We start from the raw sequence: 16,200 nt of genomic DNA, 5'->3' as shown, positions 1-16,200 counted from the left end.
GACCTGCGCGCGAAGTGCGCAACAACAGGTCTCGTCGAAGTGGAACGGCTGCCGTGACGGCCAGAACGGTTCGAGGTCGAGGGCTCGACGCCTCGTCCTCACGCTCAGGACCGCGTCAGCGGCATAGGTCTCCATACCCCCTATTCAATCAGACCTGGTCGCGCCAGGACACCACCACCCCGCAATCGCTGCGGACGGCCCTCCGCCGTAACCCTGCCGCCGCCTCGCCGCACCCTCGCCGCCGCACCGCCTCGCCCTCGCCGCGGCACCGCTGTCGCCTTGTCGCCACCGCCCCTGCCCTTTGCCTTCCCTTCTTTCTGACGGTCTGTTAGATACTTGGTGCGGACGACCGACCAGGTGCCCTCCGCAACACTCTGCGAGGAGCCGCCCCGTGACCCAAGCCCAGGTCCCCGACCTTGCGTCCCCCGACCCCGAGCCGCCGCTGCCACGCCTCGAAGGCGCTTCCCGCCTGCGTATCTTCACCGTCATCGGCATCGTCGTGCTCTTCGCCGAGATCGCCGCGCTGCAGTACACCATGGTCGCCTCGGCCGCCCGCGACATCGCGCCGTCCTTCCCCGGCGTGGGCGCGAACATCAGCTGGATGGTGATCATCTTCGGCCTGGTCGGGGCGGCGACCACCCCGATCTTCGGCAAGATGTCCGATCTCTGGGGCAAGCGGCTGATGATGCTGATCGCCGGCGCTTCCTTCGCGGTCGGCACCCTGATCTGCGCACTCACCTCCTCCTGGGCCCTGTTCCTGGTCGGCCGGGCCCTGGAGGCGGTCGCCATCAGCGCGCCCACCGTCGCGTACGGGCTGTTCCGCGACATCCTGCCGCGGCGCTACATCCCGGCCTCGATCGGCGTGATCGCCACCGGGCTCGGCATGTCGGCGCTGGTCGCGCCACTGCTCGGCGGCTGGCTGCTGGACCACTACTCCTGGCGCTCGCTGTTCTGGTTCCTGCTGATCTTCGTCGCCGTGGTGGTCCCGCTGCTGGTGCTGCTGGTACCGGAGACGCCGCTGCGCACCCACCAGAAGCTGGACATCTCCGGTGCGCTGCTGCTGGCCACCGGGGTCGGCTTCGCCCTGGTCTACCTCTCCAACGGCGCGACCTGGGGCTGGGGCCGTCCGACCGCCTGGGGCTGGATGGCGGGCGGCGTCGTGCTGCTGCTGGCCTTCGTCGCGGTCGAACGCCGCACCAGCCAGCCGATCATGGACCTGCAGCTGCTGTTCTCGCCCAAGGTCACCATGGTGCTGCTGGCCGCGATGCTGGGCAGCATCGTGATCGGCGTCCAGGGCTACTCCATCCCGTACATGCTGCAGACACCCAGCCACGCCGAGCTGACCCACCTGGTCACCACCCAGGTCGTGGCCGGCTCGAAGGGCCAGCTCACTCCCGCCCTGATCCCGATGCTGCACATCAACTTCAACGGCCTGATGGCGTACGGCCTCGGGGCCAGCCTGCTCGGGTACGGGCTGCACTCCGCCGTCTACACCGGCGGCACCGGGATGCTGGCCGGCGGCGCGGCCGGCGAGTGGGCGCGCAAGGTGGGGCCGCGCTACCCGCTGATCCTGGCGATGGCCACCTTCACCGTCTCGACCCTGCTCTACGCCTTCTACGCCCACTCGTCCTGGCAGTACGCGGTGATCGCGGTGGTCTTCGGCCTCGGCTTCGGCTCCTTCTACGCGGCCGCGCCCAACCTCATCGTCGAGGCGGTGCCCGCCCGCCAACAGGGCATCAGCTCCGGCATGCTGGGCGTGGTCAACAGCCTCGCGACCTCCGTCGGCACCGCCGCGCTGACCGCCTTCCTCGCCGCCAACCCGGCCCGGTTCAAGGTCACCATCCCGGGTGTGTCCGCCTCCCTGACCGGCGGCTACTACAACCTTCCCGGCCTCTACACCGACGACGGCTACCGCAACGGCCTGCTGTTCGCGGCGGCCGCCGGGTTCATCGGCCTGGTGGTGGCCGTACTGATGCGCCACGGCCGGCGTCCCGCGACCGGTGGCGAGGCCAGCGACTGAGACCGACCGTGCCGGTCGGGCCAGGCGCGGACCCGGATCCCATGTCCGGATCCCATGTCCGAAGCGGAGCCTCATCCCACCCGGATGAGGCTCCCCTGCGGGTCTATCCGGTCGGCGCTGTCGTCGTCGAACCACAGCCCGCCGGTGGCGAGGTACCGGAACCGGTGCTCCCCCGGCGGGAAGCTCAGCGTGACCGTCCTGGTCCCGTTGCGCCTGCGCACCAACTCGGCTGCGCCCGGCTGCCATCCGTTGAAGTCGCCCACCACACTCACCGTCCCGTCCAGCTGCTCGTCAGCCAGCCGGAACGTCACCCTGGTCCGTCCACCGAACAGACGGGTACGTGTCAGCAATGCCGCCCACTCCCTCCATGTACTCGAACTACTGAGGTACTTGCAGTGCACAGCATGGCCGAAGGGCCGCCCCGGACGGAAGTCCGCCAGTGACGCGGACGTCCTCGGACGGTCGCCGGGCGCGTGCGGCGCCCGAATGGCCGACCGATCGGGGAGAATGGCCGGGCACCTACGCCTCCGACCCAGCAGGGAACCACAGAGATCCATGAGCACGCTCACCGTCTCCACCGCCAATGTCAACGGTCTCCGCGCAGCCACCGGCAAGGGCTACGTCGAGTGGCTGAACTCGACTTTGGCCGACGTGGTCTGCCTGCAGGAGGTACGGGCCGAACCCGCCCAACTCGCCGCCCACGTCCGCGACCCCGAGGGCTGGCACACCCTGTGGGCCCCCTCCGTCGCCAAGGGCCGCGCGGGCGTGGCCGTCCTCTCCCGCGCCGAACCCCAGGCGGAGCGGATCGGCTTCGGCTCCAAGGAGTTCGACGCCACCGGCCGCTACGCCGAGATCGACCTGCCCGGCCTGACCGTCGCCAGCCTCTACCTCCCCTCCGGCGAGGTGGGCACTCCGCGCCAGGACGAGAAGGAGCGCTTCCTGACCGAGTTCCTGGACCACCTCAAAGTCCTCCGCGAGCGCGCCGCAGGCGACGGCCGCGAGGTCCTGGTCTGCGGCGACTGGAACATCGCGCACCACGAGGCCGACCTGAAGAACTGGAAGACCAACCAGAAGAACGCCGGCTTCCTCCCCGAGGAACGCGCCTGGCTCACCCGCGTCCTGGACGAAGCCGGCTACGTCGACGTCGTCCGCCGCCTGCACCCAGACGTGACCGGCCCCTACTCCTGGTGGTCCTACCGTGGTCAGGCCTTCGACAACGACTCGGGCTGGCGGATCGACTACCAGATGGCCACCCCAGGCCTCGCCGAAAAGGCCACCTCAGCGGTGGTGGAGCGGGCCGCCAGCCACCCGGAACGCTGGTCCGACCACGCACCCGTCACCGTGACCTTCGACCTCGAGTAACATGCCGACAAGAGCGGGAAGTCGAGCACGATCAAGCACCTGCCCGCTCCGCCGTCTCCGCCGGGCCGAGGCAGCCACACAAGACCACCACGAGGCCGTCACGGCCAAGATTCCTCATATGCTACTCAAGGCACAATAAGTTTGAAATTCGGAATGGAATCCGGTAGGCCCTGGTCCCCGGCGGTCCTCCATAGGACATCGGCACCGTCGGGAATCGGGCAGCGAGACAAAACGATCCCGTTGAGGCAATGTGAGCACCAAAAACAGGCCGTTCCCGAGTCACGACCCCGATCGGCCACGTAGGTCAAGATCAGGGTAGGACTGCCGCAATTCGGGCAGGGCGGGCAGGAAATCTCACCGAGAGATTCATATCGAATTTCATAGGCATCAAGCCAGTCCTCCCAGGTGCCACTCATGCAACTCCTCGAAATGCCATATCACTGCTGGTTCAACGGATTCAACGGGTGCGCCGCCCACCAGGTATCTTCAAATGCGTATGCGCGATCCTCGAACGGTATCGCTTCCTCCGCACTCGTGGGGTAAGGCATGCCCGCGTTCAACTCATTCACGTGGAATTGCTCGTGGGCCAAGGTCTTGGCGAGGGTCTCTTCATTCTGGAAGGCACCGCGAGCCAGCTGTACGGTCTTGTCAGGCTTCGTGATCCCGCCAAGACCAGCCGTACTCTTCCGCAACTCTACATTGATGTCGCTGTAGTCGAGACCATATTTGTCTGCAACGGAATTCACGTTCTCATGGGTCATTGGAACCCTTGGCCCAGTGCCACCACGCTGAGCGCGGGCCAGACTGACTCCGTCTCCGCCACCTCCGCCTACGCCGAAGCTACTTGCACCGGCGACGTTGGCAACTACCCCCGAGACCACGGCGAGTCCTGTCAGGCCGGCAGCTGTGGCTGCAGTACTGACACCGGCTGAGACGCCGGCTACGGCACCCAGCGCGAGTGAACCAGTGGTCGCCGTGGCTTCACCGAATGCCACAGCTCCTGCGATGCAGACCGCGGTCGCGGCGACGCAGACAGCGATGACGGCGGCGACGACAACGACGGCGAGTGCTATCTCCAGGGCTGCTGCCGTGTGGACTTCGGCTTGGCAGACGACGTCGTACCAGGAGCAGTGGCGGTGGGCTGCGGCTGCTTCTGCTTTGGCTTTGGCTGCGGCTTCGGCTCTGGCTTTTTCCTCGGCGGCCTGGGCGGCGCGTTCGGCGTCGTCCGACTTCTTCTTTGCGGCGACCTGCTGGTCGAGGGTCTTTTTGCAGCTGGCGCTCTGCTGGCATCCGGCGGAGTCGGTGCCCTGCCCGTCGCAGCTTCCGTTGGACATGCCGCCCGCGTCGATGCTGCATCCGGCGCCGCTGTAGTAGCTGGGCCGCAGCCGTCGCAGAAGAGTCCGCTGGGGTCGGATCCGGTGACGGGGTTGCTGCCGGCGTAGGTGTAGCCGTTGAGTTCCTGGGGGTCGGCTTCCAGGACCGGGTCCAGGCTGATGAAGCGGCCCTGGGTGGTGTCGTACTGGCGGGCGCCGACGGTGGTGAGGTCGTCGCTGGTGTCCTGGGGTTTGTCGAGGAAGCCGTTGGGGTCGAGCCAGCTGCCGCCGGGGGCGCTGCCGCGGGGGGCGCCGTAGGGGGTGTACTGCTGCCAGGTCGGGTTCTTCGCGGTGCTGTCGAGGCTGACGGTGGCGGTGCCGTGCTGGTCGGAGAGGGTGAAGCCGTAGCTGCTGTTGTTCAGGAGTGCCTGTCCGCCGCCTGGCAGGGCGTAGCTGCGGACGGCGTTGAGGGCGTTGTTGCCGGGGATGAAGGTGATTTGTTGTGCGGGTAGGAAGAGTGTGGTGGTGGTGGGGTCGACGCGTTCGATGACGTTGCCGTCGGCGTCGTAGTCGTAGGTGGTGGTGTTGGTTCCGGTGGTGGCGCTCTGCAGTTTGCCTTCGTCGTTCCAGGTCAGGGTCTGCTGGCCGGAGGGGGTGGTGCGGGAGGTGGTGTTGCCGAGTCCGTCGTAGCAGTAGGTGTTGCTGGTGGTGCTGGCGCCGGTGACGGTGGAGGTGGTCAGGGTGTGTGCGGCGGTGCTGGTGGGGCATCCGGTGGCGCTGCCGCCGTAGGTGTCGGTGGTGGTGGTGTCGGTGCCACCGGTCAGGGAGTGCTGGGTCTGGGTTTTGGTCTGGCCCAGCTTGTCGTAGTTCCAGCTGGTCCAGTAGGCGCTGCCGGTGATCCCGTCGGTGACGGTGGTGGTGACGTTCGCGCTGGTGGGCTGGGTGCTGCAGCTGGTGGCGGTGCTGGAGGTGGTCCAGGCCTGGGCCAGGCGGTCGAGGCCGTCGTAGCCGTAGCACTGGGTTTCGGTGGTGGTGCCGTTGCGGACGTCGGTCTGCGAGGTGACGTTGCCGGAGGGGTCGTAGGTGTCGCTGGTGTCGTCCAGCGGGGTGCTGGAGACCGCGGTGTTGACCACGTTCTGGTCGGTCAGCCGCCCGGTGTGCGGGTCGTAGGTGTTGGAGACGGAGGCCTTGTTGGTGGCTGATCCGACGACCTCCTGGGCGACCTGCCCGAGGGCGGTGTAGGAGATGTTCTGGACGTAGCCGTTGGTCCCGCCCAGGGTGGAGGGTACATCCAGGCCGCGGGCCGTGGAGTACCCGGTGGTCAGGATCTCCTGGGGCATGCCGCCGGCGGCCGGGACCAGGGTGGCCTTGGGCAGGCCGGTGGTGGGGGTGTAGGAGTGCTTGTAGGTGTAGGTGCCGGCCAGCGCGGTGCTGCCGGGGACGGTGTAGGCCTCGCCGAGGGACTCGCCGAAGATGTTGAAGCCCTGGGCCTGGGTGGTGAACGTGCCGTCGGGGGTGGTGGAGGTCTGGGTGGTGAGGTGCCCGATCGGGTATGTCATCCCTGCGACCGCGTTGTTGCTGTTGTCGTAGGTCCAGGAGGCGACCTGGTTGCCGGTGGACTGGTTCGCGACGCTGGCGTCGTACTCGGCGGTCTTCCGGTTCAACGCGTCGTAGGTGAACGACAGGGTGTGTCCGGCCGAGTCGGTGGACTGCAGGACGTTGCCGACCGGGTCGTAGAGCGTGGGCGAGTTGGCCGGGGTGGAGCCGGCGTCGGGGTCGGACTTGCTGACCGGGTCGCCCTCGAAGTCGTACCCGGTGCTCCAGGTGTCGTTGTTGGCGTCGATGGTCTGATAGGCCAGGCCCTGGGCGTTGAAGGTGTACTTGGTGGCCTGGGTGGTCCCGCCGGTGATGCTCGCCGTGGTGAACCCGCCGGCCACTGCGGTGCTGACGGTGGGTGCGGTGGCGTACTGGTCCTGCTCGGTGGTGCGGCCCAGGGCGTCCACGACAGTGGCTCCCGCCGGGGCACCGGTCGGGGGCACGGAGACGGTGCGGTCGCCCAGGTACTGGGTGTAGGCCTGTTCTTTGACCTGGGAGTCGTCCAGGCCGGCGACCACGGTGGGCCGGCCCTGGCCGTCGTAGGAGGTCAGGGTCTGCTGGTCGGCCTTGTTGTCCGCCACCGTCACCAGCGTGGATCCCGGATTGGCGGTGGGGTCCCAGTAGTTGGTGTTGGTCTTGTAGGTCCAGCCGTGGGTGTCGTAGAAGGTGTCGCTGATGATGCGCCCGGTAGCGCTTGCAGTGACCGCCTGGTTCTGGGTCTGGCGCACCCGCAGCAGCGCGTCGTACAAGGTGGTCGTGGTGGAGTAGCCCGACTCCTCGTTCATCGTCTGGGTGGTCACCACGACCGGGGCGGTCACGCCGGAGGCCGGGTAGGAGTAGCTGTAGGTCTGGTTGGCGGGCAGGCTGGTGGCGCGCGAGTTCTTCCACACCGCCAGGGTGCGGCCCAACCCGTCGGAGTGGACCGTGCTGGTGACGCCGTTGACATCGAGCGCGGACAGGGTCAGGGAGCGTTCGGGGTCAAGGACGGTGCTGCTGCTCTGGTGCAGGGCGTTGGTGGCCTGGATCCCGGTCGTGGTCAGCCAGGTGGTGGTGGTGTACGAGGTGTCGGTCTCGTTCCCGTTGGCGTCGAACGCCGCGGTGGGGCGGCCGTAGGCGTCGTAGACGGTGGCGGTCTTGGTCTTGTACGTGAACGCGCCGCCGCTGTAACCGGTCGCGTCCTGCTCGACCGAGTCGTCGCCCAGCGTCGGTGCGGCCTGCGGCCAGGTGAAGGAGGTGGGCTGGGGCCAGGTGGCGGCCAGGGTCGGGTTGTCGTAGAACGTGCGGGTGTCCGAGACCACGTCGGTGGCCTTGTTCAGACCTGTCGGCGCGGTCAGGGCGTTGGTCTGCGCAGCGGTGGGGACGCTGGCGCCGGCGGCCGAACTACCGCCGCAGGGCTTGTCGTCGGTCTCGGTCTCGGCGACCAGCCCGACCAGGTTCAACGCGGTGTTCGCCGGGGCGTACACCGTCCGGGTGCAGGTCGCCTGCGAGGATGCGGTGCCAGCTAGAGCCAGGTCGCCGTGGGAGTAGGAGTAGAGCTCCATTCCGAAGGTGAGCGAAGCGGGGTCGGTGTCGAAGCTGCTGTCGGACTCGGTGGTACGCCACGTCGTGGGTGAGGTGTCGGTCAGCGCCTGGCGGTTCCAGCTCTCGACCTGGCCGATCGCGTTGGCGGTCAGGGGTGGCAGTCCGCTCCGGGTCCGGCTCAGCGTGGCCGGGGAGACCCAGTACGAGTTGATACTCGAATGGTCGACCGGCCCACCGTCGTAGGTGTAGGTCGCGGACTCCAGCGGGTTTCCGGCGAGTTGGTCGCTGTCGGTGTGCTTGCCGCCCTGCGAGTCGGTCAGGGTGACCGCACGGGTGGAGGAGGATGAGAGCCAGTCCCCGTCCATGCCCCGGTAGTACCAGCTCTCCGACTCCGTCAGCGGGTCGGTGCCCTGACCGGTACGGGTCTGCACGTCCCCGAAGCCGCGCCACTGCCCGTAGGTGCGGTACTTCGCCTGCACCAACTCGTTGTCGTCGTAGTGCCACGCCCCCGCACCGATGTACTTGTACCCGGTGAACAGGCCCGCCGACCCGCCCGAGGGGTCGGACTGCGCCACGGACTGCACCACGTACTTGTTGAACCAGTCCGTGTACGGGGCCCCGTTGGTCGCCCACACCACGGGGAAGCACGACAGCGTATTCGTCGACGGGGTCAGCGACGCAAGGCCGGCCGGGGTGCAGGGGTTGTTCAGCTCGTACTTGACGCTGATCACGCTGCCGGTCTCGGTGGTGATGGCCCCGATCCGGTTGCGGTTCAGCGGCCCGAGCCCGGCCCCGACACCGGTGGTGTAGTTGACCCGGTTGGCCAGCATCGTCGGTGTGAAACTGACCTGCGGCAGCGTCACCGCCGGCCCGCCCGCGGTGGTGTCCGCACCGGTGTGGGTGATCGTGTTCAGCCACAGCGTCGAGGTGTTGAACGTCCCCGTCGTCGGGATCAACTGGCCCAGGGCCCACGAGTCGACCGTGTTGTACTTGGTGCCGTTCCACTGCTCCGTCTCGATCTTCGTCAGCCGCAGCGTGGAGAAGAAGGCGGGCCCGTAGCTTTTGCAGGTCGCGCCCTGCGCGCAGACCAGGTCGAACGGGACGTCGGGCCAGTTCGGGGCGTTGGTCGCGTTCAGCGGGTCGCAGGTGCCTGTCACACACCGCTCACCCGGGGTCAGGACCACCTTCTCGGGCACGGTGCCGTAGGCGTTGCCGGCGGCGAAGCCGTAGTCGATGTGGTCCAGGTGCGAGTCGCGGACGTAGGGGACGTTGTGGGCGCCGTTGTCCTCGGCGTAGTAGTTGGTGTCCTGCCCGTAGTAGTACGCCATTGCGCTGCCGCGCAGGTCGGTGACGTAGTCCAGGTGCCACCGGTAGGCCATCGTGCACACCGAGGAGGTGAACCCGGAGGCGGAGTTGCACGGGTCACCGGGTTTGGCGGAGTACACCGGTTCGGAGTCGACCGATTTCGTCGTCGGCTTGCCCGAGGTCCAGCCCGGCAGTTCGTTGCGACCGAAGGAGTAGACGGTGCCTGAGCGGTCGGTGACGGTCCAGTAGTCGGTGTTGTAGGTCCCCGAGCCGTTGCTGCTGTTGGTCACGTGCTTGACCACGTCGCCGTTGTCGTTCGCCGGCTTCCATGTGCCGCTGGTTCCCTTGGTCGCGTCCCAGATCAGCTGGGTGCTGGACCCGTTCAGGGACAGGGTCAGCAGCGGCCCGTCGTAGCACATGTCGCCGGTCTTGTCGGCGGCCGGCAGGGTCACGCCCTCCGGATCGTCACCGCAGGTCACGAAGGACTCTTCGATGAAGGAGTCCGCCATCGACCAGCCGTCGCCGATCCACGAGGACTGGGACTGGGTGGAGGCGGTCTGTCCGTCCACACTGCCCGAGTCGTAGGACAGGCCCAGGCTGGGCGCCAGCGCCGAGACCGCCGGCGGAACCGTGATCGGGTAGGAGTAGTCGAAGGAGCCGGACGAGCCGCCTGAACTCCAGGAACCGGACGGCTTGAGCGAGGTCGTACCGAACTGGCCGCCGGCGCCACCTCCGTCACCGGAGGACACCGACGCCGTCGCCGCGATCACCATCGCACCGCTCTGCGCGGCGGAGGCGGCGAGGTTCGGCGTCGCGGACAGCGGCCTCACGGCTGCCCCGGCGGACGCGCCGAGGGTCACCGTCGCGGACAGGGACTTCGCCGACGCGTCGTTCGCCGTCACCAGCGGTGTCTGCACCCGGCAGGCCGCGAGCTGTGGGGTCGTCAGGGAGCAGGCCGGGAGGCTGACCAGGTGCAGCCGGGAGGCGTAGTCACCGCCGTAGGCCTGGGCGAAGGAGGAGTAGTCCACCCCCACCCGCACCGCACCACGCCCCGTACCGGCCGGCGTCACCTGGGCAAGGACCCCGCTGACACCGGCAGCAGCGGCCGCGCCGTGGGCCAGCACCTTCACGCCCAGCGAGGACGGGCCGCTGTAGCCGCCCTTCTTGTCCGGAACCGCCTGGCCCCACACCGGGTTGGCTGCCGACCGACCCTTCGCCGCCTGCGTCAGCGGGACGGTGCCCGCGGAGGACGCCGGGAAGCGGGTCGCGGTCGGGGTCGCGGTGTAGTTCTTCGGCTGCTTCGGAAGAACTGCCGCCTTGGACTTGACCTCTGTCACCGGAACCGGGTGGCCCAGTGCCGGCTTCGGCGCCGCGCCTGCGGCCGCCACCGCGGGAGTAGTCAAGGCAGTGGTGGTGATGCCGAGTTGGGCGATCAGCGCAGCCGCGACGAGCAGCGCGACCCGCACCCACGCCAACCGGTGCCTACTCCACCACAGCTTCGCCTTCACCACTGCCCCCTGCGTCCCGATGACCATGTCGCCGATCAGCGAACGCTGGGGCCACAGCTGCATGCACATGCCGGGTCAGCGTTGATCACGCGAACCGTAGCAGTCAGGAAAAGCAGCATCTGAAAACTTCCCTCAGTGGATTCAAGGGCAATTCACCCATATCTTGAATTTATCTGGCAAATGTTCCTGTGACGTACGCCACAGTCTTATATCAGAGGCCTGGGCCGGGATTGAATCCAGGCAAACCTCCCCATGCTATGGAGGCCATAGGTCATTGCCGCCCAGGCCTCGCAGCCTGGACCCTTCGCCAATATAGGTAAAGATTTCCCCAAGGTTCGATGACGTAAGCAATGAATCCGACTATTGGGCCATTGCCGCTGTCTTCGATAGCGGCACAGGAAGTCCTCATCCGGCGATACTCGCGATGACGGGGGCGATCTGCGCACCTCGGATCGGGCTGATAGGAACAAAAAGGGCAATGGCACTACAACGACGTTTGTACGCACATGGCAGAGGGGTGACAGCGCTGCTGGCCGCCGCACTCGCCGCAGCCACACTCACAGCCACCGCTCCCCACGCTGCCGCGGCGGCCACCGGCAAGGCCGCGGCGCCTGCGGCGGCTCCCGCGGGGCTGCTGTCCGCGCAGCAGGCCACGGCACGCGCGAAGTCCACCGGAAAGCCGGTGGAGGTCACCTCGCTGACCTCGGGAACCTCGCTGACCGAGGCGAATCCGGACGGGACCCTGACGCTGACCGAGTCTGCCGTACCCACCCGGGTGCGCCAGCACGGGCAGTGGACGAACCTGGACGCCACCCTCAAGGCGAACCCGGACGGAACCCTGTCCCCGACCGCCTCGCTGAACCAGGTGGTCCTGTCGGGTGGCGGCAGCGCCCCGTTCGCCTCGCTCTACACCGGCGGCCAGGGCCTGTCCCTGACCCTGCCGATCACCCTCCCCCGCCCCACCGTGTCCGGTTCCAGCGCCGTGTACGCCGACGTGCTGCCCGGCGTAGACCTGACCGTGACCGTCCAGACCGACGGCGCCGTCAGCGACGTCTTCACCCTCCGCACCCCCGCCGCAGCCCGCAACCCCCAACTCGCCACCCTCCTCACCAGCAGGACCACCACCACCCGCGGACTCAAGGTCCAGTCCGACACCGCCGGGAACCTCGCCGTCACCGACGCCGCCGGCCACCCCCTCTACACCGCTCCCACCCCACTCGCCTGGGACTCGGCCACCGCACCCTCGACCACCGCATTCACCACCAGGAGCACCGGCACCACCGGCGTCACCCCCACGACCCAGAGCTCGGTGATCCCCCGGACCGCCGCCGCCCAGAGCGCCCCCACCTCGACGTTCGGCGCCCCCGGCCGCAACGCCCACGTAGCCGGGCTGAAGGCCGACGCCCACCCCGGGTCCATCACCCTGGCAGCGCCCACCACGCTGCTGACCGGACCCGGAACCGTCTGGCCGGTCTACCTGGACCCGACGCTCTCACCGGAGTACGGCAACACCGGCTGGTCCAGCCCGGGTTCAGGGGTCGGCGGCGACAGCTACTGGAAGAAGAGCGTCTCCTACAGCGGTGACGCCGAGGTCGGCAACAGCGGCGACGTGCAGGGGGAGGCGATGAGCATCTTCGACTTCCCCATCGACCTCAAGACCCTGCGCGGCGCGAATATCTATGACGCCGAGTTCGGCATCAAGGAGGACTACTCCTGGGCCTGCCCGACCTCCGGACACAACCAGACCGTCGACCTCTACGCCCCCAGCCAGGTCCTCACCTCCTCCAACGCCACCTGGAACGCCTGGGTCGGCAACCTCGGCAGCTCCGTCGCCTCGCACCCCTTCGCCCTGGGATACAACTCCAGCTGCCCCGCCAACTACACCCCGCCCTTCAACGTCAAGACCCAGATCAACAACGACATCAACGGCACCACCCCCAAGCCCACGCAGACGCTGGTGATGAGGGCGGACGACCACAGCGACAACTACGCCTTCAAGCAGTTCGACCCCAAGACCGCCCAACTGACCGTCACCTACGACCAGTACCCCAACACCCCCACCGGGCTGAAGACCTCACCGGCCACCAACTGCACCAGCACCGTGCTGGGCGACACCAGCGTCACCCTGTACGCCGTCCAGTCCACCGTCATGAAAAGCTCGCTGACCACCACCTTCAGCCTCTACAAGACCTCCGACAGCACCAAGACCAACCTGCTCACCCCCGCCAACGGCATCGCCTCCAACACCTGGACCGGCGGCTCCGGACAGTCCGCCGTCCTCACCGTGCCCGAGTCCTTCTACAAAGCCCGGGCCGGCGGCGCGGCCACCACGTTCGCCTTCATCGCCAGAAGCAGTGACGGCACACTGGCCTCCAAGAGCTGGTCCACCGCGTGCACCTTCACCTGGGACCCGACCAAACCCGGAGCCCCCAGCGTGTCCCCCGACCCCGCACCCACCGGCGGCGCCCAGACCTGCGCCACCCGCGACAGCACCATCGGGACCACCCAACCGATCGGCACCGTCTGCTCGTTCGTCCTGGACCCGCCCACCACCGGCGGCACCACCGACGCCATCGCGGCCTACGTCTACCAGGTCAACCAGTCCTCCCCGGTCCAGGTGACCGCCACCGGCAGCACCACCGTCTCCGTCCCGCTCTCCCACCTGGTCAACACCCTGACCGTCAGCGCCCTGTCCGCAGGCGGCAACATCGGCGCGTCCGACACCGTCTGGTTCGACGGCAGCGCGCTCAGCCCGCCGGCCAAGGACGGCGACCTCACCCTGGACGGCACCGCAGACCTGCTCGTCCCCGGCAGCAGCGGCGGCACCGCGTTCCCGCCCGGCCTGTGGCTCGCCCCCGGCGACAGCGACGGCACCGTCAGCGGCAACGCGGTCGACATCGGCATCAGCGGCCTCGGCTTCAACACCAGTGCCACCCCCACCGACTGGAACGGAGCCCAGACCGTCACCGGCGACTTCTGCGGCAACGGCGCCCAGGACGTGCTGGCCTACTTCCCCACCGGTGCCAACGCCGGCGGCGGCACCATCGCCTGCAACGACGGCACCACCGGCCCGCTCAACCTCGGCGGCCTGGAAGGAGGCAGCGCTCCCTTCCAGATCAGCGCCGGCTCGCTGGTGGACGACAACTCCGACAACGCCACCCGGGTCGCGGCGGCCGGCAACACCAGCGGACAGGGCACCGGCCTGCCCGACCTGCTCGCCACCATCAACAACCAGCTCTTCCTGTTCTACTCGACCACCCCGAACGGCTACAGCGACCCGAGCGACTTCGGCCTCTGCGCCGGCGGCTGCAACGTCCTGACCGGGCTCAACACCCCCGACGGCACCCAGGACTGGAACAGCTGGACCCTGGCCACCACCCAGCTGCCCACCGGCACCGCCCTCTACCTGTGGAACCGCACCACCGGTGACCTGGACCTGTGGACCGGCCTCGCGCTGGACCCCACCGGCACCACCCTCACCACGACCGGCCAGTACACCGTCGCCAGCGGCTGGAACACCGGCAAGACCCGCATCCTGCAAGCCGCCGACCTCGCCGGCACCGGAATCCCCGACCTGTGGGCCACCGACCCCGCCACCGGCACCAGCACCGCCTACCTGCCCGCCAACCTGGCCAACAACCCCACTCTCACCACCACGACCACCACGACCACCACCGCCAACCACGCCTGGGACTTCCAGGACATCGGCACCAACACCGCCGGCAGCGCCCTCACCAGCACCATCGACAGCATCGGCACCCAGAACCTCACCGTGAACCCCGACCACTTTCGTGGACACTGGAAGTAGTTCACTCAAGTGTCAAGTGGGAAGTGCACGATGGTTTCAAAGCGGAAGAAGTACACCCAGGAGTACAAGGCAGAGGCCGTAGAGCTAGTGGTGAGCTCCGGCCGGCCCGTGGCTGAGATTGCCCGGGACCTCGGTCTGAACGAGGGAACCCTAGGAAAACTGGGTAAATGCCGCGAAGAGGAGCGGAAGCATCAAAGACAAGCCGCTGACCATCGACGAGCGCGTCCATATGAAGGAACTCGAAGACGAAGTACGGAAGCTCCGCATGGAGCGGGACTTCCTAAAAAAAGCAGCGGCGTGGTTTGCGAGCCAGAACCAATAAAGTTCGCCTTCATCCTGCAAGTCCACGACGAGCAGGTCGGCAAGCCACGCCGCTTCATATATCCCATCAACTTCATGTGCAAGATGCTGGACGTATCGCGTACCGGATTCTACTCGTGGATCCGCCGTGAGGAGTCCGCACACGCACGACGCGATGTCGAACTTACCCGACTCATCATCGCTATCGACAAAGTCAACAGGGGTCGCTACGGGATCGACCGGATACACGCGCAGCTGGCCCGCCAGGGCGAGCGCGTGTCACCCAAGCGCGTCCGACGCCTGGCCAGGGCCGCTGGGCTGGCGTGCATCCATCCACGGCCCTACAAGGCCACCACCGTCCAGGATCCGGCGAACAGGCGCGGCCTGGTGGACCTCGTCGAGCGGAATTTCGTCCCGGAAAAGAAAGACCAGATATGGTACGGTGACATCACTTACATTCACACCGCAGAAGGCTGGGCCTATATGGCGACAGTCATCGACGGGTATTCGCGGAAGCTCATCGGCTGGTCGGTCGCTGACCACATGCGCGAAGACATGGTGATCCAGGCGCTAGACATGGCGATCCGAAATCGCCAGCCGGCACAGGGTGAAGTCGTCATGCATACAGACCGTGGCAGTCAGTACACCGGTAGTAAATTTCGCGACCAATGTCTTGACAGCGGAATCCTGCCTTCGGTAGGAAAGACGGGGATCTGCTTCGACAACGCCGCAGCAGAGTCGTTCAACGCAACCCTGAAAAAGGAATTGATCCACCTGCACGTGTGGACAACAATAAAGCAGGTCGGGAGTGCAATATTTGAATACACCGAGTCTTACTACAATCGACACAGGATTCAACGTGAGCTCGGCTACCTATCTCCCTATGAATACGAGAGTGGGTCCACACTAAGCGCAGCACTAGCAGCATAAAAGACTGTCTTCGAAATCGGTCGGCCTCCACCGGCACCACCGGCACCGTCTGGGACACCGGTGACGCCTTCGCCCCCGACGCACTCCTCAACACGGGTTCCGACGGCATCACCCCGACCACCAGCGGCACAGGACACCTGGCCTCCGCCGGTCCCGCGGTGAACCTCTCCGCCGCCTTCACCATTTCCGCGTGGGTCCGACCCACCGCAGCGGGCGGTGTGGTCGCCTCCCAGGACGGCGTGGACAATTCCGGTTTCCTTCTCTACTCCCAGACCAACAAGCAGTGGGCCTTCTGCCTGGCCACAAGCGACACCACCCGGGCGTACGACTGCATTCAGGGCGGCACCGTCCTGATCGGCCAATGGGCCCACCTGACCGTCACCTACGACCCCGCCACCAATGCGACCGCGCTCTACCTCAACGACCGCCCGGTTGCCCGCGGTACCCACACCGCCGTCAGTTCCAGCCTGTTCAGGGGGGCCCTTCTCCCTCGGCGACGAAATTGCCAACGGCGCCCACACGGGCTACTTCAACGGA

7 protein-coding genes and 1 pseudogene are annotated in these 16,200 nt (G+C 67.3%); 5 read left to right on the top strand and 3 right to left on the bottom strand.

Annotation, left to right across the window (positions count from 1 at the left end; all coding sequences use genetic code 11):
- Window positions 1-391: 391 nt before the first annotated feature.
- Window positions 392-2,020, top strand: coding sequence for an MFS transporter (locus tag ACXKR8_RS43545; protein ID WP_458270054.1), 1,629 nt, complete (start codon window positions 392-394; stop codon window positions 2,018-2,020).
- Between the two features lie 71 nt (window positions 2,021-2,091).
- Here the strand turns inward: ACXKR8_RS43545 and ACXKR8_RS43540 are convergent, their stop codons facing one another.
- On the bottom strand, window positions 2,092-2,370 hold the full coding sequence (locus tag ACXKR8_RS43540) for an isoamylase early set domain-containing protein (protein WP_458270053.1): 279 nt from the start codon (window positions 2,368-2,370) through the stop codon (window positions 2,092-2,094).
- A gap of 205 nt (window positions 2,371-2,575) precedes the next feature.
- Between ACXKR8_RS43540 and ACXKR8_RS43535 the strand changes: the two genes are divergently transcribed.
- On the top strand, window positions 2,576-3,382 hold the full coding sequence (locus ACXKR8_RS43535) for an exodeoxyribonuclease III (protein WP_458270052.1): 807 nt from the start codon (window positions 2,576-2,578) through the stop codon (window positions 3,380-3,382).
- A gap of 437 nt (window positions 3,383-3,819) precedes the next feature.
- Here the strand turns inward: ACXKR8_RS43535 and ACXKR8_RS43530 are convergent, their stop codons facing one another.
- Both ACXKR8_RS43530 and ACXKR8_RS43525 read right to left on the bottom strand, forming a co-directional pair.
- Window positions 3,820-4,143, bottom strand: coding sequence for a hypothetical protein (locus ACXKR8_RS43530; protein ID WP_462100091.1), 324 nt, complete (start codon window positions 4,141-4,143; stop codon window positions 3,820-3,822).
- A gap of 308 nt (window positions 4,144-4,451) precedes the next feature.
- Window positions 4,452-10,694: an RHS repeat domain-containing protein gene (locus tag ACXKR8_RS43525; protein WP_462100090.1), complete on the bottom strand. Its 6,243-nt coding sequence runs from the start codon at window positions 10,692-10,694 to the stop codon at window positions 4,452-4,454.
- Between the two features lie 448 nt (window positions 10,695-11,142).
- Here ACXKR8_RS43525 and ACXKR8_RS43520 point away from each other — a divergent pair, with 448 nt between their 5' ends.
- The 3 genes and pseudogenes from ACXKR8_RS43520 to ACXKR8_RS43510 form a co-directional block, all read left to right on the top strand.
- Window positions 11,143-14,433, top strand: a complete 3,291-nt coding sequence (locus ACXKR8_RS43520; protein ID WP_458270050.1) for a hypothetical protein — start codon at window positions 11,143-11,145, stop codon at window positions 14,431-14,433.
- 30 nt (window positions 14,434-14,463) lie between these two features.
- A complete protein-coding gene (locus tag ACXKR8_RS43515; RefSeq protein ID WP_462100089.1) occupies window positions 14,464-15,663 on the top strand; it encodes an IS3 family transposase in 1,200 nt (399 codons plus the stop codon).
- A pseudogene (locus ACXKR8_RS43510) lies at window positions 15,621-16,115 on the top strand (LamG-like jellyroll fold domain-containing protein); the annotation flags it as partial. The gene ACXKR8_RS43515 and the pseudogene ACXKR8_RS43510, both read left to right, overlap by 43 nt.
- Between the last annotated feature and the right edge of the window lie 85 nt (window positions 16,116-16,200).

The sequence above is a fragment of the Streptacidiphilus sp. PAMC 29251 genome, from assembly GCF_054208735.2.
This window is presented reverse-complemented; position numbering and strand designations above follow the sequence as displayed.

Coding starts and splice junctions, on each gene's coding strand:
- ACXKR8_RS43535 (WP_458270052.1), top strand. CDS start 2,576: ATGAGCACGCTCACCGTCTCCACCGCCAATGTCAACGGTCTCCGCGCA.
- ACXKR8_RS43530 (WP_462100091.1), bottom strand. CDS start 4,143: ATGACCCATGAGAACGTGAATTCCGTTGCAGACAAATATGGTCTCGAC.
- ACXKR8_RS43515 (WP_462100089.1), top strand. CDS start 14,464: ATGGTTTCAAAGCGGAAGAAGTACACCCAGGAGTACAAGGCAGAGGCC.
- ACXKR8_RS43525 (WP_462100090.1), bottom strand. CDS start 10,694: ATGTGCATGCAGCTGTGGCCCCAGCGTTCGCTGATCGGCGACATGGTC.